The organism is Skermanella mucosa (genome assembly GCF_016765655.2).
GTDB lineage: Bacteria > Pseudomonadota > Alphaproteobacteria > Azospirillales > Azospirillaceae > Skermanella > Skermanella mucosa.
The window spans coordinates 38,979-65,507 of the sequence record NZ_CP086106.1 but is presented as its reverse complement, the minus strand read 5'-3'; the positions used below and the strand labels follow the sequence as shown (position 1 = coordinate 65,507).

Annotated in this window: 20 protein-coding genes; 9 read left to right on the top strand and 11 right to left on the bottom strand. The window is 67.4% G+C overall.

Annotation, left to right across the window (positions count from 1 at the left end; translation table 11 throughout):
- Positions 1-223 precede the first annotated feature (223 nt).
- The 4 genes from JL100_RS36435 to JL100_RS00265 all read right to left on the bottom strand — a co-directional run bounded on the left by JL100_RS36435 (position 224) and on the right by JL100_RS00265 (position 3,192).
- Positions 224-358, bottom strand: a complete 135-nt coding sequence (locus tag JL100_RS36435) for a hypothetical protein (protein ID WP_267133595.1) — start codon at positions 356-358, stop codon at positions 224-226.
- Positions 359-804: 446 nt separating this feature from the next.
- Positions 805-1,803: a thioredoxin-disulfide reductase gene (trxB, locus tag JL100_RS00275; RefSeq protein WP_202681055.1), complete on the bottom strand. Its 999-nt coding sequence runs from the start codon at positions 1,801-1,803 to the stop codon at positions 805-807.
- 136 nt (positions 1,804-1,939) lie between these two features.
- Complete coding sequence (locus tag JL100_RS36740; RefSeq protein WP_407696934.1) at positions 1,940-2,179, bottom strand: FAD-dependent oxidoreductase; 240 nt, start codon at positions 2,177-2,179, stop codon at positions 1,940-1,942.
- Between the two features lie 20 nt (positions 2,180-2,199).
- Positions 2,200-3,192, bottom strand: coding sequence for a mitochondrial fission ELM1 family protein (locus JL100_RS00265; RefSeq protein ID WP_228420983.1), 993 nt, complete (start codon positions 3,190-3,192; stop codon positions 2,200-2,202).
- 155 nt (positions 3,193-3,347) lie between these two features.
- On the opposite strand from JL100_RS00265, the gene JL100_RS00260 reads away from it, so the two are divergent.
- A complete protein-coding gene (locus JL100_RS00260; RefSeq protein ID WP_202681053.1) occupies positions 3,348-3,869 on the top strand; it encodes an Lrp/AsnC family transcriptional regulator in 522 nt (173 codons plus the stop codon).
- Between the two features lie 120 nt (positions 3,870-3,989).
- Here the strand turns inward: JL100_RS00260 and greA are convergent, their stop codons facing one another.
- The 7 genes from greA to ccoN all read right to left on the bottom strand — a co-directional run bounded on the left by greA (position 3,990) and on the right by ccoN (position 11,999).
- A complete protein-coding gene (greA, locus tag JL100_RS00255) occupies positions 3,990-4,463 on the bottom strand; it encodes a transcription elongation factor GreA (protein WP_158043374.1) in 474 nt (157 codons plus the stop codon).
- A gap of 71 nt (positions 4,464-4,534) precedes the next feature.
- Complete coding sequence (gene carB, locus JL100_RS00250) at positions 4,535-7,780, bottom strand: carbamoyl-phosphate synthase large subunit (protein ID WP_202681051.1); 3,246 nt, start codon at positions 7,778-7,780, stop codon at positions 4,535-4,537.
- A gap of 222 nt (positions 7,781-8,002) precedes the next feature.
- Complete coding sequence (locus JL100_RS00245; RefSeq protein WP_202681049.1) at positions 8,003-8,482, bottom strand: hypothetical protein; 480 nt, start codon at positions 8,480-8,482, stop codon at positions 8,003-8,005.
- A 199-nt stretch (positions 8,483-8,681) separates the two neighbouring features.
- Positions 8,682-9,557: a cytochrome-c oxidase, cbb3-type subunit III gene (gene ccoP, locus JL100_RS00240; RefSeq protein WP_202681048.1), complete on the bottom strand. Its 876-nt coding sequence runs from the start codon at positions 9,555-9,557 to the stop codon at positions 8,682-8,684.
- A 3-nt stretch (positions 9,558-9,560) separates the two neighbouring features.
- Positions 9,561-9,668, bottom strand: a complete 108-nt coding sequence (locus JL100_RS00235; protein ID WP_407696933.1) for a cbb3-type cytochrome oxidase subunit 3 — start codon at positions 9,666-9,668, stop codon at positions 9,561-9,563.
- A gap of 66 nt (positions 9,669-9,734) precedes the next feature.
- Positions 9,735-10,484: a cytochrome-c oxidase, cbb3-type subunit II gene (ccoO, locus tag JL100_RS00230; protein WP_202681044.1), complete on the bottom strand. Its 750-nt coding sequence runs from the start codon at positions 10,482-10,484 to the stop codon at positions 9,735-9,737.
- A gap of 12 nt (positions 10,485-10,496) precedes the next feature.
- Positions 10,497-11,999, bottom strand: coding sequence for a cytochrome-c oxidase, cbb3-type subunit I (ccoN, locus tag JL100_RS00225; RefSeq protein ID WP_202681039.1), 1,503 nt, complete (start codon positions 11,997-11,999; stop codon positions 10,497-10,499).
- Between the two features lie 191 nt (positions 12,000-12,190).
- Here ccoN and JL100_RS00220 point away from each other — a divergent pair, with 191 nt between their 5' ends.
- From JL100_RS00220 to JL100_RS00185, 8 genes are all read left to right on the top strand, one after another.
- Complete coding sequence (locus JL100_RS00220) at positions 12,191-12,787, top strand: hypothetical protein (RefSeq protein ID WP_228420982.1); 597 nt, start codon at positions 12,191-12,193, stop codon at positions 12,785-12,787.
- A gap of 50 nt (positions 12,788-12,837) precedes the next feature.
- Positions 12,838-14,034: a class I SAM-dependent rRNA methyltransferase gene (locus JL100_RS00215; protein ID WP_202681038.1), complete on the top strand. Its 1,197-nt coding sequence runs from the start codon at positions 12,838-12,840 to the stop codon at positions 14,032-14,034.
- A gap of 46 nt (positions 14,035-14,080) precedes the next feature.
- Positions 14,081-15,964 carry a sensor histidine kinase gene (locus tag JL100_RS00210; protein ID WP_202681037.1) on the top strand — a complete coding sequence of 628 codons (1,884 nt, stop codon included), beginning with the start codon at positions 14,081-14,083 and terminating at the stop codon, positions 15,962-15,964.
- Positions 15,965-16,153: 189 nt separating this feature from the next.
- Positions 16,154-17,176, top strand: coding sequence for a TerC family protein (locus tag JL100_RS00205; protein ID WP_202681036.1), 1,023 nt, complete (start codon positions 16,154-16,156; stop codon positions 17,174-17,176).
- A gap of 130 nt (positions 17,177-17,306) precedes the next feature.
- Entirely contained in the window at positions 17,307-18,722 is a 1,416-nt protein-coding gene (locus tag JL100_RS00200; RefSeq protein WP_202681035.1) for an efflux RND transporter periplasmic adaptor subunit, read from the top strand.
- A 13-nt stretch (positions 18,723-18,735) separates the two neighbouring features.
- Entirely contained in the window at positions 18,736-21,864 is a 3,129-nt protein-coding gene (locus JL100_RS00195) for an efflux RND transporter permease subunit (protein WP_202681033.1), read from the top strand.
- A gap of 470 nt (positions 21,865-22,334) precedes the next feature.
- The gene (locus JL100_RS00190; protein WP_323378357.1) at positions 22,335-26,135 is read left to right on the top strand and encodes a PAS domain-containing protein; all 3,801 of its coding nucleotides are present in this window, start codon (positions 22,335-22,337) and stop codon (positions 26,133-26,135) included.
- Positions 26,132-26,515 carry a PAS domain-containing protein gene (locus tag JL100_RS00185; protein WP_202681028.1) on the top strand — a complete coding sequence of 128 codons (384 nt, stop codon included), beginning with the start codon at positions 26,132-26,134 and terminating at the stop codon, positions 26,513-26,515. Before JL100_RS00190 ends, JL100_RS00185 begins: the two co-directional genes overlap by 4 nt.
- The last annotated feature ends 14 nt before the right edge of the window (positions 26,516-26,529 follow it).

Below are 26,529 nucleotides of genomic sequence, written 5' to 3'. Positions count from 1 at the left end.
ACGAAGGGACGGTCGCGCCGGTCGAACAAAGCGACAAGACCTTGGTTTTCCACCCTTGACCGGCATCTCCTCATATGAGTGCGGAAGAACCGGTCTGGCGGGGCAAGGTCAAACAGGCCGAGGCTCTGATTGCCGGAACCTACGTAGCCGGCCCCACGCGCCCACCTGTAATCCCTTTTCGACGCCGTTGACCCCAGCCAAGATGCGGGGTCTCGGACAAATTTCAGAAGCTCGCACCGGCGATGGGCGGGTTTGGCACTTGGTTCGTCATGGCCCGTAGCTTGGCGGTCTTGATTGCCATCGTGCCATCGTTCATCCGTGTGATGCGCTCATCGAAGCAGAGCGTCAAATCGGCCACGGGGTCTGCCGCAGGCCTGCCGGTAAGGGACAACGTCCCCATTACCCTATCGAGCGACCCCTTTGATATGGTAGTCATATTGGCGTAACTACGGCTTGTGATGATGCCGCCCCCCTGCTCCAGATCCCGTTGACGATGTTGCCCCACTTTTCGTGGACTGCAGTGGAGCTACGAGCCGCCAGATCCTCAGCATCAACGACATAGGCGTATGTTATCATGACCTATTCCCTCGAGGATGGTCTAGCACCCTCTGATATAGTGATTATCACCACAACTACCAGCTTCAGCATCTTGATTCGGCTCAGGTCGCGACAGACGACTTCGTCAGGCCTCGCGCCAGCGCCTGAGCGGAGGCATGACTCACCCTTGGTTAGGAAGCACCCTAGCCCCTCCACACAATATGCGGAAGAGCCGGTCTGGGCTCGCCCCCTTGTTGTTGCTGGATCTCACTCCCAAGCTCCGATCATCTGGCTAGGCGCGCCATCCAGCGCTGCTGGGTCCGATTTACCCTCTCGTGCCGTCAGCCACTTCTCAGCTTCCAGCGCTGCCATGCAGCCCATCCCAGCCGCAGTGATCGCTTGTCGGAACACTTTGTCTTTGACGTCGCCTGCTGCAAACACACCTGGTACGCTGGTCGCTGTACTGTCCGGCTTGGTGACGATATAGCCATCCTCGTCCAGCGTCAATTTTCCGCGAAAGAGTGTAGTTGCTGGATCATGGCCAATGGCTATGAATGCGCCGGCCACCTCCAACTCTCGAGTCGCTCCCGACTCAACATCTAGCAGCCGTAGCCCTGTAAGACCTGTGTCTGCCGACCCTAGAAATGCGTTGACTCGATGATTCCAGATCACTTCGATCTTGGGATTCCGGAACAAGCGGTCTTGGAGGATCTTCTCAGAGCGTAGAAGATTGCGACGATGAATCAACGTCACTTTTGACGCCAGATTGGATAGATAGAGCGCTTCCTCGACCGCTGTGTTCCCGCCGCCGATGACTGCTACATGCTGGTTGCGGAAGAACGCGCCATCGCAGGTGGCGCATCCAGAAATGCCTCGCCCCTGTAGGTACTCGGGCTCGTTGCCGAGCCAACGGGCTTGGGCTCCCGTGCAAATGATCAGTGTATCAGCAACGTACTCGTCGCCGCTATCCCCCTTGGCCCGAAATGGCTGTGTCGCGAGATCAACCTCTGTGATGACGTCGTAGATGAGCCGTGCGCCGACGTTCTCCGCCTGCTTCTGCATCTGTTCCATCAACCAAGGACCCATTATAGGTTGTGAATGGCCACTAAAATTCTCGACTTCGGTTGTAATCGTAAGCTGGCCACCTGGTTGCAAGCCCTGAACTATGATGGGTTCTAAATTGGCACGACTTGCATAAATGGCTGCAGTGTAACCTGCAGGGCCGGAGCCGATGATAAGGATTTTTGACTGATGTATGTTCGACATTCGGTTCACCGGTTACAAGTTTTGCTGCGCTAATGGCGGCAAGGATGCAGCGCTTCAACGCTACGACTGAAGCTCACGATACGCAACTACTACCGAGCGGTAGCATCGAGCAGAAAACCAGCATGACATGCTGCTACTACCAAGCAGGGGTCATGTATTTCTCTACGTCGGTCGTGATCGTGAGCTGGCCACCCGGCTGAAGCCCCTGCACCAGGATCGGCTTCAGGTTGGCGCGGGCGGCATAGATCGCGGCGGTGTAGCCGGCCGGGCCGGCGCCGATGATCAGGACCTTGGAGTGATGGTGAGCGGGCATAGGCTGCTGGCCTCGGCTGGAATGGGTTCGCTGTATCCGGCTGAACATGATCGGTGTGAACATGGGCCGGCGCCGCTCCAGCGTCAACCGGCGGGGTGGGGCGGCTCGATCCGCTGGCCGGTTCGGGCCTCGATCCGGCGGCGGATCTCCGCGCCGACCACGGCGGTGTCGTCGAGCGGCGGGTAGGTCCAGTGGTCCAGTTCGCCGGTGAAGGTCCGGATGATGCCGGCGTCCTTCAGGGCTTGGTGGAAGGTCTGGAACTTGGGCGAGCCGCCGTCCAGCTCGATGATGTAGACCGGCTTGCCGGTCGAGCAGGCCTCCGACACCATGGACACGCTGTCGCTGGTCACGATGATCACGTCGGCCAGGGCCAGGAACGCGAAATAGGGGTTCTCGCCCTGCCCGTCCCAGACGACCGACGGCACGTCGGCCATGCGGGCGCGCAGGATCGCCTCGTTGTCGGCGCCGGTCCGGCGCGACGGAGTCACCAGCAGCCCGGCGCCGTGGCGCTTGGCGAGGTTGGCCAGCTTCTCCGCCACGTCGCCCATGATCACCGGGGTCATGCGGAACAGCTTGTTGGTCCCGCCGATCAGCACCGCGATGCGCGGGTGGGGCAGATGCCCGTAGGCCGGCCCCATGCGGGCCGCCGCGTCGGCCAGCTTCCGCGGCGTGATCAGGTGGAGCGCGCCGCGGGTCGTGATCACGTTGGGGCCGCGCAGCTTGTCATGCTGCGGCACCACCACCAGGTCGAGCAGGCGGGGCGGGATCTGGGGGTCCTGGATATGAACCGCGAAGGTCTTGCCCCGGCTGGCCCGGCGCACGCCCAGGGCCGGCGTGACGCTGGCGCGGCCGGACGTGATCAGCAGGTCGGGCCACGGCGGCTCCAGCGCATCGCTGCCGGGTGCGGTGGAATGCCTCGGCCCCAGCCGGAAGAAGGGGCTGAGCTGGCGCCAGGGGCTGCGCAAGGTCACGCGTTTGACGGTAGGCCGGAGTCCCACCGCCTCGGCCAGTCCGATGCACTGGTTTTCCATGCCGGCCTTGCCGTCTGTGACGACCCAGCAGGTGAGATTTTGCACGATCACGGGCCTTCGTGGTTGCTGACCGGGGACGTCGATAGCACAATCCGCCTATTATAAAGTTTCGCACTTGTAAGACGGCTCTGTCTTGGCGTAAACCAGTGCTCTGTGTAATATCCTTTCCAATTCATCCCGAGAGGCTACAAGAGAAGACCATGCGGCGAGTCAAACTCGACCGGATTGACCGGCGCATCCTGCGCGACCTTCAAGGCGACGGTCGCATGACCAACGTCGAACTCGCGCGGCGCGCGGGCATCTCGGCGCCGCCCTGTCTCCGGCGCGTCCGCGCCCTGGAAGAGGCCGGTTTCATCCGTGGCTACCATGCCGACATCAACCCCGAAGCCCTCGGTTATGGCGTGACCGTCTTCGCCCATGTGGGGCTGACCAGCCAAGCCGAAGCGGACCTAAAGAAATTCGAGGAGCTGGTCAATAGCTGGCCGCTGGTGCGCGAGTGCAACATGCTCGCGGGCGAGACGGATTTCCTGCTGAAGATCGTGGCGGAGGACTGGGACTCGTACCAGCGCTTCCTCACCACCAAGCTGACCAGCGCGCCCAACGTCAGCCACGTCAAGTCGGCGCTGGCGATCCGCACCTCCAAGGCCCTGCCCGGCGTTCCCATCGACACCGAGATCGGCGACCTCCCGGAGGACGAGGAGGAGCTGGAGGAGGAGGACTAGACGTTCCTCCCCACGGGATGCCGGAAAAAGAAAATGCGGGCTTTCGCCCGCATTTTTCATGTCAGTCAATTTTCAGGGCAGTCGATCTTCCGGCAACCGGGCGTCAAGCGCCGAGGCGCCTCAGCGGAACTCGACCTTCACGACCTCGTAGCTTTTCGAACCGCCGGGAGTCGGGACCTCGACCATGTCGCCCACGGTCTTGTTGATCAGCGCCCGGGCCAGCGGGGAGCTGACCGACAGCAGGCCCTGCTTGATGTCGCTCTCGTCCTGGCCCACGATCTGGTACGTGGTTTCCTCGTCGGTGTCCTCGTCCGCGACGGTGATCGTCGCGCCGAACTTGACGGCGTCACCCGAAAGCTTCGATACGTCGATCACCTCCGCGCGGCTGATCTTGTCCTCAAGCTCGAGCACCCGCCCTTCGATGAAGCTCTGCCGCTCGCGCGCCGCATGATACTCGGCGTTCTCGGAAAGATCGCCGTGCTCCCGCGCTTCCGCGATGGCCTTGATGACCGCCGGCCGCTCGATCGTTTTCAGGTGCCTTAACTCCTCTTGGAGGCGGTTGTAGCCCGCCGCCGTCATTGGAACTTTTTCCATTTCCCGGTCCACTCGACGCTGAAGAAGACTGCGGCGCGGCCAGATCAGCCGCGCCGGGAGCCTCGATCCCCTTAATACGATCCGCTCAGGTAGGACTGGAGCGGTGCCACGTCAAGGCTACCACTCCGAAGCGCCGAGATAGCCTCGACGGCAGCCCGCGCCCCCGCGACGGTCGTGTAATAGGGAATGTTATTGACGAGTGCGGTCCGGCGCAAGCTGAAGCTATCGGACATGGCCTGCGCGCCGTCGGTCGTGTTGAAAACCAACTGCACGTCGCCGTTGATCATGACGTCGACGATGTGCGGTTGCCCCTCAAGCACCTTGTTGACCCGGGTCACCGGGATTCCGGCCTCGCCGAACGCCTTCGCCGTGCCCGCCGTGGCGAGCAGGGAGAAGCCCATGTCGCGAAGCTTGGCCGCGATCGGCACCATCGCCGCCTTGTCGTGGTCCTTGACCGAGATGAACACCCCGCCCTGGAGCGGCAGGACGACTCCGGCCCCGGACTGGGCCTTGGCGAAGGCCCGGCTGAAATCCTTGTCCAGCCCCATCACCTCGCCGGTCGACTTCATCTCCGGCCCCAGGATGATGTCCACGTTGGGGAACCGGGCGAACGGGAAGACCGCCTCCTTGACCGCGGTGTGCGGCGGATTGGGACCCTTGAGGTCGAACGCGTCCAGCTTCTCGCCGGCCATCACCCGCGCGGCGATCTTGGCGATCGGCGTGCCGGTCGCCTTGGCGACGAACGGCACCGTGCGGCTGGCCCGGGGGTTGACCTCCAGGATATAGACCTGGGTGCCCTTGACCGCGAACTGCACGTTCATCAGCCCGATCACGTCGAGCGCGTCGGCCAGCATGCCGGCCTGCCGGGAGATGTCGGCGACCACGTCGGCGGGCAGCGAATAGGGCGGAAGCGCGCAGGCGCTGTCGCCGGAATGGATGCCGGCTTCCTCGATATGCTCCATGATGCCGGCGACATAGACCCGGGTGCCGTCACGGACGGCGTCCACGTCCACCTCGATGGCGTCCTGGAGATAGCTGTCGATCAGCACCGGGTTCTTGCCCGAGACCTTGACGGCGGAGCCCATGTAGCGCTTCAGGCCGGCCATGTCGTGGACGATCTCCATGGCGCGGCCGCCCAGCACGTAGCTGGGCCGGATCACCACGGGGAAGCCGATCCGGGCGGCCACCTCCTCGGCCTCCTCCAGGGAGCGGGCCAAGCCGTTGGCCGGCTGGTGCAGGCCCAGCTTGTGAAGCAGCTGCTGGAACCGCTCGCGGTCCTCCGCCAGGTCGATCGCGTCGGGCGAGGTGCCCAGGATCGGGATGCCGGCGGCTTCCAGGTCGCGCGCCAGCTTCAGCGGCGTCTGGCCGCCGAACTGGACGATCACGCCCAGCACCTCGCCCCGGCTCTGCTCGACCCGGACCAGCTCGATCACGTCCTCGGCGGTCAGCGGCTCGAAATAGAGCCGGTCGGAGGTGTCGTAGTCGGTCGAGACCGTCTCCGGGTTGCAGTTGACCATGATGGTCTCGTACCCGGCCTCGTCGAGCGCATAGGCGGCGTGGACGCAGCAATAGTCGAACTCGATGCCCTGGCCGATGCGGTTGGGGCCGCCGCCCAGGATGATCACCTTCCTGCGGTCCGACGGCTCCGCCTCGCACTCGGCGCCGCCGAGCCCGTCCGCCTCGTACGTCGAGTACATGTAGGGCGTCTGGGAAGCGAACTCCGCGGCGCAGGTGTCGATCCGCTTGTAGACCGGCGTGACGCCGAGACCGCGCCGCGCCGCCGCGACCTCGGCCTCGCCGGTGCCGGCCAGCTCGGCCAGCCGGGCGTCGCTGAAGCCGGCCTGCTTCAGGCGCAGCCAGCCCCGCCGGTCGGCGGGCAGGCCGCCGGTGCGGACGGCGGCCTCGGCCGCGACGATCGCCTGGATCTGCTCCAGGAACCAGGGGTCGTACTTGCAGGCGGCGTGGACCTCGTCGACGCTCAGGCCGTGGCGGAACGCCTGGGCGATCACCAGCAGCCGGTCCGGCGTCGGGCGGCTCAGCGCCGCCCGGACGGTCAGCGGGTCGGGGTTGCCGTCGCCGATCAGCACCTCGTTGAAGCCGGTCAGGCCGGTTTCCATCGACCGGAGCGCCTTCTGCACCGACTCGGCGAAGGTGCGGCCGATCGACATGGCCTCGCCGACCGACTTCATGGAGGTGGTCAGCAGGGGCTCGGTGCCGGGGAACTTCTCGAAGGTGAAGCGCGGCATCTTGGTGACGACATAGTCGATCGTCGGCTCGAACGAGGCCGGCGTGACGCCGGTGATGTCGTTGTCCAGCTCGTCCAGCCGGTACCCCACCGCCAGCTTGGCGGCGATCTTGGCGATCGGGAAGCCGGTCGCCTTGGACGCCAGCGCGGAGGAGCGGCTGACGCGCGGGTTCATCTCGATCACGACCATGCGCCCGTTGTCCGGGTTGACGGCGAACTGCACGTTCGACCCGCCGGTATCGACGCCGATCTCGCGCAGCACCGCGATCGAGGCGTTGCGCATGATCTGGTATTCCTTGTCGGTCAGCGTCAGCGCCGGCGCCACGGTGATGCTGTCGCCGGTATGGACGCCCATCGGGTCGATGTTCTCGATGGCGCAGACGATGATGCAGTTGTCGGCGCCGTCGCGCACGACCTCCATCTCGTACTCCTTCCAGCCCAGCACCGACTCCTCGATCAGCACCTCGCGGGTCGGCGACGCGCGCAGGCCGCCGCGCACGATCTCCTCGAACTCGGCCCTGTTGTAGGCGATGCCGCCGCCGGTGCCGGCCAGCGTGAAACTGGGTCGGATGATCGCGGGCAGGCCGGTCTCGGCCAAGGCCTCGAGCGCCTCGTCGAAGGAACGGACCATGCGGCTGCGCGGGCTCTCCAGCCCGATCTTGTCCATGGCGTCGCGGAACAGCAGCCGGTCCTCGGCCTTGGCGATCACCTGCTTGTTGGCGCCGATCATCTCGATGCCCAGGCGCGCCAGCGTGCCGTCGTCGTCCAGGGCTATCGCGGTGTTCAGCGCGGTCTGGCCGCCCATGGTCGGCAGCAGCGCGTCCGGCCGCTCCTTCTCCAGGATCTTGGCGACCGTGGCCGGGGTGATCGGCTCGATATAGGTCGCGTCGGCCAGGTTGGGGTCGGTCATGATGGTGGCGGGATTGGAGTTCACCAGGATGACCCGGTACCCTTCGGCGCGCAGGGCCTTGCAGGCCTGGACGCCGGAATAGTCGAACTCGCAAGCCTGGCCGATGACGATGGGGCCGGCGCCGATGATGGCGATGGACTTGATGTCGGTACGTTTTGGCATGGGGCTCGGGCTCTGGTAACTTCAGGCGCAACAAAATTCCCCTCCCCGAAAAGGGGAGAAGGTTCGAATGAACGGCACGCCGATCCGACCGCTGAAGACCCCGGAGTGACGGCCCGCCCCTATATAGAGGCTCAGGCCCCCTGCGGAAAGCGCGACGTTGCCCGGTGATCGCAGGATTGCTCCGGACGCACGCGTGGGAGGTCGCGCTTTGCGCGTGCTGGCTCAGCGGGCGGGGCTGGGATCGAGATAGCGGCGCAGGGTCTCCAGCGGCGCGACCCAGACCGCGCAGAGCCCCGTATCCTGCCGGTCGAACAGGTAGACCTTGTCGAGCGTGCTGCGTTTTTCCGGATCGTGCAGGTTGACGCCCGATCCCCAGCCGATGCCGTAGGGCCGGTCGTCGGACGACTGCACCCGGAAGATCCAGTTGAGCCGCTGGACGAAGGCGCCCCGGCGGCAGGCCTTGGACAGGACGGGATCGACCTTGGCAACTTGGCGGACGCTGCCCTTGAGGCGGTAGACGATCCGCTCCGGCCGGATCGGGGTGGCGCGGAACGGGTACAGCCAGTCCGGCGGCCAGGGGGAGACCGGGAACGCCTCGAAATGCGGCGGCGCGGTTCGGTCGAGGCTCTGCTGCTCGGCGCGGGACGGCCCGGGCATCAGCGCAAGCAGGAATGCGGGTATCAGGAAGTACGGGCGGCGCATCGTCGGGATACCCGGTGCGGCTCCTGCCGGACGGACGTGGCAGGATCACGGATGGACACGGATATCCACGGATTAACACGGATGGAATGAAGAAATGGTTCGCGGCGGGCGGTCGCGACTGCGGCTGCGGAAAAGCGAACGCCGGGGAAGCGGACTTCCCCGGCGTTGCCCAGGTGCCGACCCTTGCGGGAGGTGCCTTTTACTTCTCGCCGCCGCCCAGGCTGTGGACGTAGACGGCGAGCTGCTTGATCGTGACCGGGTCCAGACGGCTGCTCCAGGCCGGCATGACGCCGGCGCGGGCATAGGTGATCGACTCGACGACGGACTTCTTGTCGCCGCCATAGAGCCAGATGTTGTCGTTCAGCCGGGGAGCCCCGACTTCCCGCATCCCCTCGCCCTTCTCGCCGTGGCAAGACGCGCAGTTCTCGGCGAACACCGTGGCGCCGCGGCCGGCGGCGGCCTTGTCCGTTTCCCGGCCGGTCAGCGACAGGACATACTCGGCCGTGTCGTCGATCTGCGGACGGGTCAGCAGTTGGTCGACGCCGAACTTCGGCATCTCGGAGATGCGGGTGTCCTCGTCGTTGGTCGACCGGATGCCGTGCAGCAGCGTGGTGTGGATGTCGTCCGCCTTGCCGCCCCACAGCCAGTCGTCGTCGGCCAGCGTCGGGTAGCCCTTGGCACCGGCGCCGCCGGCCGCGTGGCAGGCCGCGCAGTTGTCGGCGAAGGCCGTGCGGCCGCCGGCCGTGGCGAAGGCCAGCAGGTCCTGGTTGCCCAGGATCTCGTCGAACGAGGACGTCTCGATCTTCGAGCGGAAGGCGCCCTGGGCTTCGCGGGCCTTCGCCAGGTCGGCGACGACCGTCTCGCGCTGGCTGTAGCCCAGGATCCCGGCGGTGTAGGTCTTGCCCAGCGGGATCGCCGGGTACAGGATCCAGTACACCACCGAGAAGGCGACGCAGACATAGAAGACGTAGAGCCACCACTTCGGCAGCGGATTGTTCAGTTCCTGGATACCGTCCCACTCGTGGCCGGTGGTGTCGACCCCCGACAGGGAGTCCTTTTCAACCTTGGTCGGCATGACCTATTTCTCCTGGCCTTCATCCTTGAACGGGATGCGGCTGGCCTCGTCGAACTTCGACTTGTTCTTGGGCCGCAAGGCCCAGAACAGGACGCCGACGAACAGCAGCATCAACCAAACCGTCCAAAAGGAGCGCAAAAATGACGCGATTGCGTTCAGATCCACTGGTTCCACCAACTATTGCTTGAGATCGGCCGGCTGATACTTCGTGAAATCGACCAGCGTACCGAGCATCTGGAGGTAGGCGACCAGCGCATCCATCTCGGTCACGACCTTCGGGTTGCCGTCGAAGTCGGCGACGACAGCCTTGGGATAGCGGGCCAGGAGGCCGTCGGTCTCGCCGTCGGGACGCTGCTGGACCTCCAGGTCCTTGGCGGCGACGTCGATCTGCTCGGCGGTGTAGGGCACCCCGACGATGCTCAGGGTCTTCAGGTGGTCCTTGACGTCGCCGTACTTCAGCGGGCGGTCCAGGAGGAAGGCGTAGCCCGGCATGATCGATTCCGGCACCACGGCGCGCGGATCGACCAGATGGGCGACCTGCCACTGGTTGGAGTACTTGCCGCCGACCCGGGCGAGGTCCGGGCCGGTGCGCTTCGAGCTCCACTGGAACGGATGGTCGTACATGCTCTCGGCCGCCAGGCTGTAGTGGCCATAGCGCTCGGCCTCGTCGCGGAACGGACGGACCTGCTGGCTGTGGCAGTTGTAGCAGCCTTCGCGGATGTAGATGTTGCGGCCCATCTGCTCGAGCGGGGTGTAGGGGCGGACCCCCTCCACCTTCTCGATGGTGGTCTCGATGGTGAACAGGGGGATGATCTCGACCAGGCCGCCGATGGAGACGGTGAGCAGGATCAGGACCATCATCAGGGTGACGTTCTTTTCAATCAGCCCGTGATTGAAAAGGCCGGGCTTCTTGTCGGTGCTAGCCATCGTGCTGGGTCCTTACTCGGCGGCCGGCGCGAACTTGCGCGTCGGGGCGGTGACGTAGGGCTTCTCGACCCGGATGTCGCCCTTGGTCGTCCGCCACAGGTTGTAGACCATGATCAGGGCGCCGATCAGGAACAGCACGCCGCCCATGGCGCGGATCACGTAGAAGGGATGCATGGCCGCCACGGTCTCGACGAACGAGTACTGCAGGAAGCCGAGATTGTCATAGGCGCGCCACATCAGGCCCTGCATGATGCCCGAGATCCACATCGCGGTGATGTAGAGGACGATGCCGATGGTGGCGGTCCAGAAGTGATAGCTGACCAGCCGCAGCGAATAGAGCCGCTGGGCCTTCCAGAGCTGGGGAACCAGGTAGTACACCGCGCCGAAGCTGACGAAGGCGACCCAGCCGAGCGCGCCGGAGTGGACATGGCCGACGGTCCAGTCGGTGTAGTGCGACAGGGCGTTGACAGCCTTGATCGACATCACCGGGCCTTCGAAGGTGCTCATGCCGTAGAACGCGACCGAGGTGACCAGGAAGCGCAGGACCGGGTCGGTCCGCAGCTTGTCCCAGGCGCCGGACAGGGTCATGATGCCGTTGATCATGCCGCCCCAGGACGGCATCCACAGCATGACGGAGAAGGTCATGCCCAGCGTCTGCGCCCATTCCGGCAGGGCCGTGTAGTGCAGGTGGTGCGGGCCGGCCCAGATGTAGAGGAAGATCAGCGACCAGAAATGGATGATCGACAGCCGGTAGGAATAGACCGGGCGGCCCGCCTGCTTGGGGATGAAGTAGTACATCATGCCCAGGAAGCCGGCGGTCAGGAAGAAGCCCACCGCGTTGTGGCCGTACCACCACTGGACCAGCGCGCCCTGCACGCCCGCGAACAGCGGATAGCTGGCGGTGCCGAAGAACGAGACCGGGACGTTCAGGTTGTTGACCAGGTGAAGCATCGCGATGGTCACGATGAACGCCAGGTAGAACCAGTTGGCCACGTAGATGTGGGGTTCGCGGCGCTGCATGATCGTGCCGACGAAGGTCAGCAGGTAGACCACCCAGACGACCGTCAGCCACAGGTCGACGTACCATTCCGGCTCGGCGTATTCCTTGCCCTGGGTGATGCCCAGCACGTAGCCCGACGCCGCCAGCACGATGAAGAGCTGGTAGCCCACGAACAGGAAGTTGGCGATCGCCGGCCCGCCCCAGAGCGGAGCCCGGCAGGTGCGCTGGACGACGTACAGCGAGGTGGCGAACAGGGCGTTGCCGCCGAAGGCGAAGATCACCGCCGAGGTGTGCAGCGGCCGCAGGCGGCCGAAGCTGGTCCATTCCAGGCCCAGGTTCAGCGCCGGGAACGCCAGTTGCAGGGCGATGAAGATGCCGGCGATAAAGCCGATCACGCCCCAGAAAACGGTGGCGATGACGAACAGGCGGATGACAGCCTCGTTGTACGAGACGGTCTCCTCACCTGCCCGCTCGCCTCCCACGGACGAACCGTGGGACAGGGTCGCTGCTGTCATTACCTATATCTCCCGTCTGGCGGGGACGGGCCGGACGGGCCGGTCGTTCCTCGCCACCGTAAGGTTGCTCTTATTCCATCGTGCCGGGTCCGCACCGCCGCGACGGCACGCGGCACGTACGCAAATCCCTTTGACGGGTGGGGACTATGGGGATGCCGCTGGCCGGCAACATTGATCTACGTCAAGGACCCGTGGGCGCGGGGGCTGCCATCGTCACGCCAGCACCCGTGGTCGAGACGCCCATGCACGACACTTATGTTGCAAAACCCTTAGCCCGCCGTCAGATCGACCAGGCTTTCCCGGTGGTGCAGACCATCGCACCCGATCTCGACGTGGAGCGATGGCGCGAATTTGCCGCAGCCGTCCTGGCGGTTCCGGAGCTTGAAACCGGCGGCCAATCCCCCTCGGGAAAGGGCCGAACCCGGTCCCGGGGAATCATGACGGTGCAGAACGCCCGCGGCTACATCCACGGCCTGTTCAGCTACGCGGTGGAGAACCACCTGCGGCACGGCCGGGTGCTGGCGGTCGAGAACTTCATCGTGCTCGACCTGTTCGATCTGGCGGGCGCCGCCGACGCGCTGCTCGGCGCGATGGACAGGGTCGCCGACGACCTCGGCTGCGCCGCCATCCACACCAACCTGCCGGACGACTATTCGAGCCTGCCGGAATACTGCAACTGGCTGCTGAACAGCTTCCGGGAGGCGGGCCATGCCGTCGAGACCCTGAGGCTGTGCAAGCTGATGGTCGACATGGCGCCCGTGGCGCTGGACGTCGCCAACGACCAGTAGGGGCGCCTCTCGCTGTTGCCAGGGCGCCGGCAACCGCTAGACTGCGGGCCATGAGCGACATTGCCCCCCGACCCACGATCCGCCTGCAGCCGAGCCGGCACAAGCGGGTCCAGCACGGCCATCCCTGGGTCTATTCCAACGAGATCCACATGGACAACGCGGCCAAGGCGATCCCGCCGGGCAGCGTCGTCCGGGTGGTGACCCACGACGGCGTGCCGCTGGGCGCCGCCACCTTCAACCCGCACACGCTGATCTGCACGCGGATGCTGTCGCGCGACCCGGAAGCCGCGGTCGACCGCGGCTTCCTGGCGGAACGGCTGCGCCGGGCGCTGGGCTTGCGCGAGCGGCTCTACGAGCGGCCGTTCTACCGGCTGGTCCACGCCGAGGCCGACGGGCTGCCGGCCCTGATCATCGACCGGTTCGGCGACGCGGTGGTCGTCCAGGCCAACTCCGCCGGGATGGACCGGCTGACCCCGGACCTGCTGGAGGCGCTGGACGAGGTGCTGTCCCCCGCCGCGGTGGTCCTGCGCAACGACAGCCCGGCGCGCGGGCTCGAAGGCCTGGGCGGCGAGGTCAGGGTCGCCAGAGGATCGCTGGACGGCGCGGTCCGGCTGGAGGAGAACGGCTGCACCTTCTTCGCCGATCCGGGCGCCGGGCAGAAGACCGGCTGGTTCTACGACCAGCGCGACAACCGGGCGGCGATCGCGGCGCTGGCATGCGGCGCGCGGGTGATCGACTTCTACAGCTACAACGGCGGCTTCGCGGTCCAGTGCGCCAAGGCCGGCGCCGCGTCGGTCGTCGCGGTGGACCGGTCGGAGGCGGCCCTCGCCAGCGGCGCCCGCGCCGCGGAAGCCAACGGGGTCGCCGGCCTGTGCGAGTTCCGCCGGGCCGACGCCTTCGAGGAACTGGAGCGGCTGGCGGCGGCCGGCGAGCGGTTCGGCGTGGTGATCGCCGACCCGCCGGCCTTCGTGAAATCGAAGAAGGACCTGCAGGCCGGGACCCGGGCCTATCGCAAGATGACGCGGCTGGCCGCCTCGATCACGGCGCCGGGCGGCTTCCTGCTGGTCGCGTCGTGCAGCCACAATGTGGACGTGCCGCTGTTCTCCGAGCAGGTCGCCCGCGGCCTGGACGACGCCCGCCGGTCGGGGCGCATACTGCGGACCGGCGGTGCCGCGCCCGACCACCCGGTCCACCCGCACCTGCCGGAGACCGCCTACCTGAAGGCTCAGGTACTGCAACTGGACTGATGCCGGCAGTCGTTTCGCAGGCGAAACGCGGGAAAGGCAGGGCGCCGTGACCGGATCGACCAAGGGATGGGGCAAGGGATGGGGAAGGTGGCTCCCGGCATGGCCGGGGTCCCGCCCGCGCGGTTTCCGCGGATTGGCGGCGGCCCTGGCCCTGGCGGCCTGCCTGTTGGTGCCGCCCGCCTCCTGGATCGCGGCGGAGTGGGCGCGCGGGCAGGCTCTGGACGAGCTGGCCGAGACGGCGCAGGCAAGGCTGACGCTCTATACCGCCACCCTGACCGCCGAGATCGAGAAGTACCGCGTCCTGCCGCTGACCCTGGCCTGGGACCCCGACGTGGCGGCCCTGCTCGCCTCGCCGCGCGACGTCGCCCTTGTGGACCGGGTCGACCGCAAGCTGGCGACGCTGAACGCCGGGGCGTCGCTGTCGGCGCTCTACGTCATGGCGCGCGACGGGACCACCCTGGCGTCGAGCAACTGGACCGAGGAGACCAGCTTCATCGGCCGCAACTTCGCTTTCCGCCCCTATTTCCGGGAGGCGCTGGCGGGGCGCGTCGGGCGTTATTTCGCGATGGGAACGACTTCGCAGAAGCCCGGCTATTACATTGCGTACCCGGTCTGGGCTCCCGTCTGGGCGGAGCACCACGCGGTCGGCGTGGTGGTCGCCAAGGTCGCCATGGAGCCGCTGGAGGCGACCTGGCACGACATGGCCGGCGAACGGGTCTTCGTCACCGACCGGCACGGCGTCGTCTTCATCACCAACGTCCCGGACTGGCGTTTCCGCACCCTGGCGCCGCTGTCCCCGGAGGCCCGGCGCGAGTTCGAGGCCAGCCAGCAGTACGAGGGCACCGGCCTGGAGCCCCTGCCCCGGCTGGACAGCGCCCTGGTCCACCAATCGCCGGTCCCCGACACGGACTGGAGGGTCCATGTGGCGCTCGACAGCAGGCCGGCCGACGCCCGCGCCTGGTCGGCCGGACTCAGCGCCGGCATCGCGACGCTCCTGCTGCTGGCGGCCGGGCTGGTGGTGCTCCAGCGCCGGCTGGCCATGGTGGAGCGGCTGGAATACCAGCGGCGCGCCCAGCTGATGCTGGAGCATCGGGTCACCGAGCGGACCGCCGAGCTGAGCTCCGCCAACGCGCGCCTGACCGATGAGATCGCCGAACGCGAGCGGGCGGAACAGGCGGCCCGGCGCGCCCAGGAGGACCTGATCCAGGCAGCCAAGCTGGCGGCGCTCGGCCAGATGGCCGCGGGCATCGTCCACGAGGTCAACCAGCCGATCTCCGCGATCCGGTCCTACGCCGAGAATGCCGGGCTGCTGCTGGACCGCGGGCGCCTGGACCTGGTGCGCGCCAACCTGCTGGAGATCACGGGACTGACCGAACGGGTGGCCGCCATCACCCGGCAGCTCAAGACCTTCGCCCGCAAGTCGTCCGGCATGCTGGGCCCCGTCTCCCCCCGCGTCGCGGTCGAACGGTCCATGGCGCTGCTGGGCGCCCAGGCCAACGCGCTGGGCGCCGACATGGTGCTCGAACTGCCGGACGAAACGGTGCCGGAACAGGTTCCGATGGTGCTGGCCGACGAGGCGCGGCTGGAACAGGTGGTCGTCAACCTGCTGCGCAACGCGCTGGACGCGGTTTCCACCCGCAACCGAAGGGCCGTCACGGTCAGCCTGGGGCAGGAGGACGGGCTTGTCCTGCTGAAGGTGCGCGACACGGGTCCCGGCATCCCGGAGGACGACCTGCCCCGGCTGTTCGACCCCTTCTTCACCACGAAGGAGGTGGGCGTGGGGCTGGGGCTCGGCCTGTCGATCAGCTACGGGATCGTCCAGGATTTCGGCGGCCGGATCACCGCCGCCAACCACGAGCAGGGGGGAGCCGTCTTCACGGTCGCCTTGCGCCCGGCGCCGCCGTCCGACCCGGCCCCGCCGCCCGGCTGAGTTTGCGGCCATCGTCTTTCGATTGGTTGGATTTCGGTTATCGGGGACTTGTGCCGATGGGTGCCCGGGACCATCTCGGCTTGGCCAAAGCATAAGGGTCCGGGCCCCGCTGGCGGTCGAGGCGTCGACCGTGATGTCGGACCTTCGTCAGCAACAGCCGACGCAGCAGCGTAACGGGTCATTCGGCACATGGACGCCCTTCTCGCCGTCCTTTCGGCGGACTTCCTCGGCAAGCCCGCCTGGATCTGGTTCACCTTCATCGCCATCGTCATCGCCCTCCTGGCCTTCGACCTCGGCGTGCTCCACCGCAAGACACACGAAATCGGCATCGGCGAGAGCCTCTGGCTCAGCGCCGGCTACATCGCCATGGGCTGCCTGTTCGGCACCTGGGTCTGGTGGTATTTCGGCCCCGAGCCGGGCATGCAGTACTTCACCGGCTTCTTCGTCGAGAAGAGCCTGGCGATGGACAACGTGTTCGTCATATCGCTGATCTTCAGCTACTTCGCCATCCCCCGGCTCTACCAGCACCGCGTGCTGGTCTGGGGCATCCTGGGCGTCATCGTCCTGCGCGGCATCATGATCGGCCTGGGCGCCGCCCTGGTCACCGAGTTCGACTGGATCCTGTTCATCTTCGGCGCCTTCCTGCTGATCACCGGCGTCAAGATGCTGCTGGTGTCCGACAACATGCCGGACATCGAGAAGAACCCGATCCTGAAGTTCCTGCGCCGGCGTCTCAACGTCACCGACCGGCTCCACGGCGAAAAGTTCTTCGTAAAGCTTCCGGACCCGAAAGGATCGGGCAGGATGGTGCGGTTCGTGACCCCGCTGTTCCTGGCGCTGGTGCTGATCGAGTTCGCCGACCTGGTCTTCGCGGTGGACAGCGTGCCCGCGATCTTCGCGATCACGACCGACCCGTTCATCGTCTACACCAGCAACATCTTCGCGATCCTGGGCCTGCGGGCGCTCTATTTCGCGCTGGCGGCGATGGTCCACCGGTTCCATTACCTCAAATACGCGCTGTCGCTGGTGCTGATCTTCATCGGCGGCAAGATCTTCTACAACCAGTTCTACGGCAAGCTGGACCCGGTCATCTCGCTGTCGGTCACCTTCGGCCTGCTGGCCGCCGGCGTCATCGTGTCCCTGGTCATGACCCGGGGTGGTGGCGGCGGTAGCGGGCCCAGGGCGGAGGAGGCGCCCGCCACCGCCCGCTGACGTCCTTGTGACGCATGTCCGGGGCCGCCCTTGGAAAAGGGGCGGCCCTGCGACATTTTCAGGTGAGCGCCGACGGTCCCTTCCGGATATATTAGCGCAACCTGAAACAATTGGTCCGAGGAATTCCGCCATGTCCGCCAGCCGGCCCGGAGAAGACCGGGTCCCCGCACCGGGGGCGACGGGCAGGTCATGGTGGCGCCGCCTCCTGATCGTCCCGCCCGTCCTGCTCGGCGCCTTCGTCCTCGTCACCTTCGCCCGCGACAAGGCGGTGCCCGTCCAGGTCGAGCGGGCCGAGACCGCGCGGCCGGCGCGGGTGATCGAGGTAGCGGCCCTGCCCGTGGCCCCGCGCGCCACGGGCTTCGGCCCGGTGCGCCCCGACCGGGTCTGGACCGCCATCGCCCAGGTCGGCGGCACCGTCGTCGAGATCCATCCCGAATTGAAACGCGGCGCCTTGCTTCCCGCCGGCGCCCTGCTGGTGCGGATCGACCCCGCCGACTACGAGCTGGCGATCGCCCGGATGGAGGCGCAGCAGCGCTCCACCGAGGCGCAGATCCGGGAACTGGACGTCCGCGAGGCCAACCTCCGCCAGGCGGTCGCGATCGAGCGCGAGGCGCTGGCCGTCGCCACCCAGGACGTGGAGCGCAAGCGCAACCTGTCCGCCTCGGGCGCCGGCAGCCAGTCGGCGCTCGACCAGGCGCTCAACTCGATGCTGGCCCAGCGCCAGCGGCTCCAGGGCCAGCAGACCTCGCTCGACCTGATCCCCAGCCAGCGCGACCAGCTGCGGGCAACGGCGGCCCTCCAGGACTCGCAGCTGTCCGAGGCCCGGCTGGCGCTGGAGCGGACGGAGATCCGCATGCCCTTTGCCGGCCGGATCAACGAGGTCTCGGTGGAACGCGGGCAGTACGCGGCGCCCGGCACCCAGCTCGCCGGCGCCGACGGGATCGAGCTGGCCGAGGTGGCGGCCCAGGTGCCGCTGGACCGGCTGCGGCCGCTCGTCGCCGGGCTGCTCGGCGGCGGCTCGGTCGAGCCCGACCGCGGCCTGCCGCCGCTGGACAAGCTGGGGCTGGAGGCGGTGGTCCGGCTGCGCACCGGCACCCTGTCGGCCGAGTGGCCCGCCCGTTTCGCCCGCATGGGCGACGGCGTCGATCCCAAGACGCGCACGATCGAGGTGATGGTCGTGGTGGACCAGCCCTACGCCAAGGCGATTCCCGGGATCCGGCCGCCGCTGACCAAGGGCATGTTCGTCGAGGTCGAGCTGAGGGCTCCCCCCGGCCCGCCGGTGCCGGTCATCCCCCGGGCGGCCCTGCAGCCCGGGGACCATGTCCATGTCGCCACCCGGGACGACCGGCTGGAAATCCGCCGCGTCACGGTCGCCGACGCCCATGGCGGCTTCATAGCGATTGCGGAAGGATTGAAGCCGGGCGAGCGCGTGGTGATCTCCGACCTGATCCCGGCGGTGGAGGGCATGCTGCTGGCGCCGCTCCGCGACGAGGCCGCCGAGTCCGGCCTCGCGCGGGATGCCGCCGCCGCACCCCCGATGCATTGACCGGTCACGCCCCATGATCGCCTGGTTCGCCCGCCACCCGACCGCCGCCAACCTGCTGATGCTGTTCCTGCTGGTGATCGGGCTGGTCACGGCGCCGTCGCTGCGGCGGGAGACCTTCCCCGACTTCACCCTCAGCCAGGTGCAGATCCAGGTCCCCTACCCCGGCGCCAGCGCGGAGGAGGTCGAGGAGGCCGTCTGCCAGCGCATCGAGGACGCGGTCGCCGGCGTCAGCGGCGTGGACGAGGTCCGCTGCGAATCGCGCGAGGGGCTGGCCGCCGCGATCATCGACATGGTCGAGGGCGGCAATCCCGACCGTTTCCTGGAGGACGTCAAGGCCGAGGTCGAGGCGATCACCACCTTCCCCGACCTGGTCGAGCGGCCGGTGATCAAGCGGCTCAACCTGACCGACCGGGTGGTGTCGATTGCCATCACCGGCCCGATGTCGGTGCCCGACCTGAAGATCTACGCCGAGGGCGTGCGCGAGCGCCTGCTGCGCCTGCCCGAGGTGTCCGAAGCGACGCTGACCGGCTTCTCCCAGCGCCAGATCCGGGTTGAGCTGGATCAGGGCGCGCTCCGCGCCCACGGGCTGAGCGTCGCCGACGTCGCCGGCATCATCGGCCGCCAGAGCCTGGACCAGCCGGCCGGCACCCTGGAGACGGCGGAGCGCAGCCTGACCGTCCGGTTCGCCGACGAGCGGCGGACCGTGCGCCAGCTCGCCGACCTCGTGGTGATCGGCGGGACCGGCGGCGGCGAGGTGCGGCTGGGCGCCATCGCGGCGATCACCGAACGGTTCGAGCTGGACGAGGCCAAGACCCTGTTCGACGGCAAACGCGCCGCCATGCTCCGCGTGACCAAGACCAAGCAGCAGGACACGCTGCGGGTCATGGCCGCGGTCCGCGGCTTCGTCGAGCAGGAGCTGCGCTCCGCCCCTCCCGGCGTCGGCTACGCGCTGACCCAGGACGTCTCCTCGATCGTGCAGGACCGGCTGGACATGCTGACCGGCAACGCGTTCCAGGGGATCGCGCTGGTCTTCCTGTCCATGTGGCTGTTCTTCAGCCTACGCTATTCCTTCTGGGTCGCCATGGGCCTGCCGGTGGCGCTGGCCGGCACCGTCTTCGCCATGCAGTTCATGGGCCTGTCGATCAACATGATCACCATGGTGGGCCTGCTGATCGCGCTGGGCCTGCTGATGGACGACGCCATCGTGATCGCCGAGAACGTGGCCACCAAGCTTGCCGCCGGGCTGCCGCCGATGGAGGCGGTGATCGACGGCACGCGCGAGGTCGCCTCGGGGGTTTTCGCCTCCTACGTGACCACGGTATGCGTGTTCGGGCCGCTGATCCTGATGCAGGGCGACATCGGCAAGGTGATGGCGGTCCTTCCGGTGGTGCTGATCATCGCGCTGACGGTCAGCATCGTCGAGGCCTTCCTGATCCTGCCGCACCATCTGGCGAAGAGCATCCCGCCCGGCGGCGAGCGGCGGAACGCGGTGCGGGTCCACCTCGACCGCGGGTTCGACTTCGTGCGCGACCGGCTGCTCGGCGGCCTGGTGGACCGGGCGGTCGAGTGGCGCTACCTGACGCTCGGGCTGGTGATCTGCGCGGTGCTGGTGTCGGCCGCCATGCTGGCCGGCGGCACCGTCAAGTTCCGGGCCTTCCCGCAGATCGACGGCAACGTGCTGGAGGCGCGCATCCTGCTGCCCCAGGGCACGCCGCTGGCCCGGACCGAGGAGGTGGTGGACCGGGTGACCGAGGCGCTGGACCGCGTCACGGCGCATCTCGCCCCGCGCCAGCCCGACGGCGCCGCCCTGGTGCGGGCGGTAACCGTGCGTTTCAACGAGAACCAGGACGCCTACGAGACCGGGCCGCACCTCGCCTCGGTCTCCGCCGACCTGCTGACGGCCGAGCGGCGGGACGGCACGATCGACGAGATCACCGCCCTGTGGCGGGCCGAGATCGGTCCCCTGCCCGACGTGCTGGCGCTGACCTTCAAGGAGGCGCAGGTCGGCCCCGGCGGCCTGCCGATCGACATAAGGCTGGCCGGCGGCGACCTGGACCGGCTGAAGGCGGCCTCCCTGGAACTCCAGGACTGGCTGGGCCGCTACCGGGGCGTCGAGGACCTGTCCGACGACCTGCGCCCCGGCAAGCCGGAAATGGGGCTCCGCCTGCGCGAAGGCATCTTCGGCCAGGGGCTCGACTCGGCGGCTCTGGCGGCCCAGCTCCGGGCGGCCTATTTCGGCCAGACCGCGGCGGAGCTTCAGGTCGGCAGCGAATCGATCGAGGTCGATGTCCGGCTGGCCGCGGCCGACCGAACCACCCTGGCCGACCTGGAGGATTTCCCGGTCACCCTGCCCGACGGCGGCCAGGCGCCGCTGCGCTCGATCGCGGTGCTGGAGCCGGACCGCGGCTATGCCCGGATCGGCCGGATCGACGGCCGGCGCACCGTGATCGTCCGGGGCGAGATCGACACCCGGATCGCCAACGCCAACGAGGTGATCGCGGACACCCGCGCCCGCTTCCTGCCCGAGCTGCGCGCCCGCTACCCGGAGGTCGACATCACGCTGGAAGGCCAGGAGCGGGAGCAGGGCAAGACCGGCGACAGCCTCAAGCGCGGCTTCATGATCGGCCTGTTCGGCATCTTCGTGCTGCTGAGCCTTCAGTTCCGCAGCTATGTCGAGCCGGTCATCGTCATGGTCGCGATCCCGATGGCGCTGATCGGCGTGGTCTGGGGACACTGGCTCGCCGGCTTCGACGTCTCCATGCCGAGCATGATCGGCTTCGTCTCGCTGGCCGGCATCGTGGTCAACGACTCGATCCTGCTGGTCGAGTTCGTCAAGCTCCGCGCGCGGGAAGGACGCGACGTCGTGTCGGCCGCCCGGATCGCCAGCCGCCAGCGCTTCCGCGCGGTGCTGCTGACCTCGCTGACCACCATCGCCGGGCTGCTGCCGCTGCTGGCCGAGCGCAGCCTCCAGGCCCAGGTGCTCCAGCCGCTGGTGGTCAGCCTGGTGTTCGGCCTGCTGGCGTCCACCGTGCTGGTGCTGGTGGTGGTCCCGTCGCTTTACGCGATCCTGCACGATTTCGGACTGACCGCCCTGGCCCGGGAGGACCGCGAGGCGGCCGCGGGGATCACGGCGGTCGGATGATCCCGAAGCATGACGGCAAAGAGTGGAAAATAAAGGGTTAGATTTGCGCGCCCTCGCCGGCCGGGACAGAAGACCAGGACACGAGATCGCCGGATCATGTCACTGGCCCGTGAAGGGATGTGCATGTTACAACATAGCTGTTTTCCGTGGTGGCCTGTCCGCGGCGCATCCTATACCCGTCATACCGGATAAATGGCTGAAGTCCGAACCAAGAAAAAATTATACAAATAACGGACTTGTGGGTAGAAACAAATAAATGAGGCAAAGCCAGGGGCTAGCCACTAATGTCTCGTATTAGCTTAGTCTGTAGAAACCAAGGCATTTCCACCAGGGGCCATCTGGTTTTGCTCGCTCTTGGCTTGTTCATACCGATTTCGATATTCGCGTCCTATCTGCTGCTGCATCAAGTCGGTCTCCAGCGGTCGCAGATCGAGCGGGATCTGCTCAAGGAATCGCGATCGATCACGGCCATGATCGATCGCGACATGCGCGGCGTAACGGCGATGCTGGAGACCCTGGCCCTGATGCCCTCGCTCCAGCAGGAGGATTTCGCGACCTTCCACCAGCTGGCGAGCCGGATCACCGAGCGCCACGGTATCGTCATCCTCCTGACCGACCGGACCGAGCGGCAGCGGCTCAACACGCGGGTCCCCTGGAACACGCCGCTGCCTTCCTTCTTCGACGACGATGTCGCGCGGTCCGTTCTCGAAACCAGGATGCCCCGCGTATCGGACCTGGTGATCGGGCCGGTCTCGGGGACCGAGGTCGTCGGCATCGTCGTCCCGGTTTTTCGAGCCGGAGAGGTCGCCTATTTCCTGACCGCCAGCCTTCCGTTGAAGCGCATCGAGGACATCCTGACCCAGGCCCGAATCGGCGACGGCCTGACCGCCACCGTCACCGACCGCAAAGGCAACGTCCTGAGCCGCGTGCCGGCCCGGGAGGGTCCGGATCTGGACGGCCAGAACCTGGATGGCCCGAATCGGGAGAACGCCGGGGGGGCCGGCCCCCCCGGAAGGATCGCAAGCGAGGGCGTGACGACCGCGGCCGGACCGGGAGGCGCCGATCTCGTCTCGGGCTACAGCAGGTCCGACCTGACCGGATGGGTCGCCACGGTCGACCTGCCCGACCAGGCCGTCGACGCCGCGGTCATGGCCGAAATCTGGTCTTCCGTTCTGCTCGGCAGCGTCCTGCTCGCCCTGTCCGGGCTCCTGGCCTATGGCCTGGGCCTCCGCATGTCGCGGGCGGCGCAACGGCTGACCTTGGCGGGCAGGGCGTTGCGGGGCGGCGAAGCCGTCCCCCGGATCCGCACCGGCTGGCGGGAAGCCAACGAGATCGGCCTGGCTCTCACCACCGCCTTCCAGAAATTGGACGAGAGGTCCATGGCGCTGCGCGCGGCCGAAAGCCAGTACCGTATCCTGGAGCTCGGCTCGCCGGTCGGGATCTTCCGCACCGACCCGGAGGGGCGCTGCACCGGCGTCAACGAGCGCTGGTGCGAAATGGCCGGCGCCCGGCCGGAGCAGGCGCTCGGCAATGGCTGGACCGATTTCCTTCATCCGGAGGACTACGACCGGGTCTTCTCCGAATGGCGTCGCAGCGCCCTTGAGAACCGGCCTTTCCGTTTAGAATACCGCTTCCGCACGCCGTCGGGCAAAACCACCTGGGTGCTGGGCGAATCCCTGGTTGAGCGGAACGATACGGGAGAGATCACCGGTTTCGTCGGCACCACCACGGACATAACCGCGAACAAGCTGCTGGAACGCCAGCTGATCGACGCCGAGGAACAGCTGGCCCGCGCGATGGCCGCCGGACGCATGTTCGCCTTCGACTGGGACATCGGGACCGACGAAGTGCGCAGGAGCGAAGGCTGCGCGGCGATCCTCGGCCTGGAGGGGAATGCGACGGCGGATACCGGACGGAACTTCTTCGCCACCGTCCATCCAGAGGATCGCGCGGAGTTCGCCGCCGCCGTGGCCCGGCTGGAGCCTGCTTCCCCGAACTACACCGTCTCCTACAGATACCAGCGCCCCGACGGCGCGGTGGCCTGGCTCGAGGAATCCGCAGCGGCCGTTTTCGATCGGGACGGCCGCAAGGTCCGCCTGACCGGGATCACCGCCGACGTCACCGCCCGCAAGCAGGTCGAGGCGGCGTTGCGGGAGAGCGAGGAACGCCTGCGCTTCGCGCTCGACGCCGCCGCGGTCGGCATCTGGCAGATGGACGTGACGGACACCCGCATGGCCTGGAACGATATCCAGTACCGCCTCTTCGGGATCGACCCGGCCACGCCCGCGCCGAGCCTCAATGCGTTCGGGGCACTGATCGACCCCAAGGATCGCGCCACCCTGCTGGACCGGATAGACCAGGCCGTCCGGACGGGCCGGGGGTTCGAGCTGGATTTCCGCGTCCGGCGCCCTCCGGATCCGCTCCGGCAAGGGGAGGAGGTCCGCTGGCTGTCGATCCGGTGCGGCGTGCAGCGGAATGCGGCCGGCAAACCAGAGCGCATCATCGGGGTCAATTGGGACGTCACCGAGCGCAAGACCGCCGAGGCCATCCTGCGGGACAGCAACGCGGCCCTGGAGGCGCGCGTCGCCGAGCGCACCCGCGCGCTGACCGACGCCGCCCGGGAACTCACGGCGGAGATCCGCCGGCGGGAAGAGACCCAGGCGGCGCTGCTGCAGTCCCAGAAGCTGGAAGCGCTGGGCCAGCTGGTCAGCGGCGTCTCGCACGACTTCAACAACATCCTGGCTGTCATCCAGAGCAGCTACAGCCTGCTCAGGCGGCGGATCGACGTTCCGGAGCAGGTCAGGATCCTCGACCTGGGGGAGCAGGCTGTGGTCCGCGCGACCGGCCTGATCCATCACCTGCTGGCCTTCGCCCGGCGGGAGGAGACGCAGCCGGCCCTGGTCGATTTGGCCGCGATCCTGCGCGAAAGCGAGGACATGATCTGCCACACCGCGGGCAGCGGGGTGCGTTGCGCCTTCGACCTCCAGGACGATCTCTGGCCGGTGATCGTCGACCCCTCGCGCCTGAACGCGGTCCTGCTGAACCTAGCGGCCAATGCCCGGGACGCCATGCCGAACGGCGGCGAGCTGGAGATATCGGCCCGGAACCTTCCCGCCGACGAGCGCACGGGATCGCGGGAGGGAATCCTCATCTCCGTGAAGGACAGCGGCGTGGGCATGACTCCGGAAGTGGTCGCCCGGGCGTCGGAGCCCTTCTTCACCACCAAGCCGCGCGGCAGGGGCACCGGCCTGGGCCTCGCCTCCGCCCATGCCCTGACCACGCAGTCCGGCGGCAAGCTGCGCATCCTCAGCGCCATCGGGACCGGTACGACGATCGAACTGCACCTGCCGCGCGCCCAGATCTCGGCGCACAAGGACGAGCAACTGCCGGACGCCGGGGCTGCCCCGCCGGAAGGCGCCACGATCCTGCTGGTGGACGACGACGACAGCCTCCGGGCGCTGACAGCGCACCTGCTGCGCGATCTCGGCTACGCCGTGATCGAGGCCCGGAGCGCCGAGACCGCGATCGCGCTGGCGCATCTCACGGACCCGCTGGACCTCGTCGTGACCGACATCATGATGCCGGGCGACTCCGGCCCGGTGCTGGGGACCCGGCTCCGGCTCGACCGGCCGAACCTGCCGGTCCTGTTCATCAGCGGCGACCGCGAGGACACCGTTCCGGACGGCGAGCGGCTGCTCCGGAAGCCGTTCAGCAAGGCACAGCTTGCCGAGGCGGTCCTGGAACGGCTGGGCCGCCTTCCGCCGGCACTTCAGGCAGAACCCGCGGCGGCGGACAAGCTGCGCAACCGGTTGAGGAGTCCCCGCCTGCGCGATGCCTATGACCGCTGGAAGAAGGCCCGGGCCACGGACGGCGGCCTGCCGGGGCCTGATCTTTTCCCACCCGACGACGGGTCCGTGGCCGACAACGGCTTCCTGGTCGAAGTGATCGGCAGCGGCCGCACCGGGGAGTTCCGCTACCTGCGGATCGGCGACGAACTCGCCCGGAGGCTGGGCCGGCCGTTGGTCGGCGAACTGGTCGATGATGGCGGAGAAGAGCTTGGCTCCGCCGGCGCCTCGTACCGCCGGTGCATCGAATCGGAATCGCCCTCCTACGAATATGCCCGCTACGCGCTTGCCGACGCGGCGCCGCTGCTGTTCGAACGGCTGCTGCTGCCCCTCTCGTCGGACGGCACCCTGGTGACCCACATCCTGGGCATCGCCTGTTTCACCGATCTCACGGGTCCCGACGCCCAACAACGGAGCAGGCCATGAACGACTCGTCCGAAGTCGATTTCGACATGCCCGACCTCGCCGGGGCCATCGAACGGTTGTCAGGGTCCGAGGTCGATGCGCTGTCTTTCGGAGCGATCCGGCTCGACGCCAAGGGCGACGTGACCTTCTACAGCGCCGCGGAGGCGCGGCTTTCCGGCTACGGGACGCGTCCGGCGCTGGGCCGGTCGTTCTTCACCGACATGGCGCCCTGCATGGACGACAAGGAGTTTCGCGGCCGGATCGACCACGCCAGGGCCGCCGGCAAGTACAACCTGGAGTTCGGCTGGATCGGCGATTTCGCAGACCGCGCGCGGGAACTCCAGGTGCGCATCCAGCCCGCCTCGGACGGCGGCTGCTGGATCTTCATCCGGCGCGACTGACTTGCCGCAAAGCG

Bases quoted from the DNA above. Each gene is read 5' to 3' on its own strand.
- trxB (WP_202681055.1), bottom strand. From the start codon at position 1,803: ATGTCGAACATACATCAGTCAAAAATCCTTATCATCGGCTCCGGCCCT.
- JL100_RS36740 (WP_407696934.1), bottom strand. From the start codon at position 2,179: ATGTTCACACCGATCATGTTCAGCCGGATACAGCGAACCCATTCCAGC.
- JL100_RS00260 (WP_202681053.1), top strand. From the start codon at position 3,348: ATGCGGCGAGTCAAACTCGACCGGATTGACCGGCGCATCCTGCGCGAC.
- greA (WP_158043374.1), bottom strand. From the start codon at position 4,463: ATGGAAAAAGTTCCAATGACGGCGGCGGGCTACAACCGCCTCCAAGAG.
- carB (WP_202681051.1), bottom strand. From the start codon at position 7,780: ATGCCAAAACGTACCGACATCAAGTCCATCGCCATCATCGGCGCCGGC.
- JL100_RS00245 (WP_202681049.1), bottom strand. From the start codon at position 8,482: ATGCGCCGCCCGTACTTCCTGATACCCGCATTCCTGCTTGCGCTGATG.
- ccoP (WP_202681048.1), bottom strand. From the start codon at position 9,557: ATGCCGACCAAGGTTGAAAAGGACTCCCTGTCGGGGGTCGACACCACC.
- JL100_RS00235 (WP_407696933.1), bottom strand. From the start codon at position 9,668: ATGCTGCTGTTCGTCGGCGTCCTGTTCTGGGCCTTGCGGCCCAAGAAC.
- ccoO (WP_202681044.1), bottom strand. From the start codon at position 10,484: ATGGCTAGCACCGACAAGAAGCCCGGCCTTTTCAATCACGGGCTGATT.
- ccoN (WP_202681039.1), bottom strand. From the start codon at position 11,999: ATGACAGCAGCGACCCTGTCCCACGGTTCGTCCGTGGGAGGCGAGCGG.
- JL100_RS00215 (WP_202681038.1), top strand. From the start codon at position 12,838: ATGAGCGACATTGCCCCCCGACCCACGATCCGCCTGCAGCCGAGCCGG.
- JL100_RS00205 (WP_202681036.1), top strand. From the start codon at position 16,154: ATGGACGCCCTTCTCGCCGTCCTTTCGGCGGACTTCCTCGGCAAGCCC.
- JL100_RS00200 (WP_202681035.1), top strand. From the start codon at position 17,307: ATGTCCGCCAGCCGGCCCGGAGAAGACCGGGTCCCCGCACCGGGGGCG.
- JL100_RS00195 (WP_202681033.1), top strand. From the start codon at position 18,736: ATGATCGCCTGGTTCGCCCGCCACCCGACCGCCGCCAACCTGCTGATG.
- JL100_RS00190 (WP_323378357.1), top strand. From the start codon at position 22,335: ATGATCGATCGCGACATGCGCGGCGTAACGGCGATGCTGGAGACCCTG.
- JL100_RS00185 (WP_202681028.1), top strand. From the start codon at position 26,132: ATGAACGACTCGTCCGAAGTCGATTTCGACATGCCCGACCTCGCCGGG.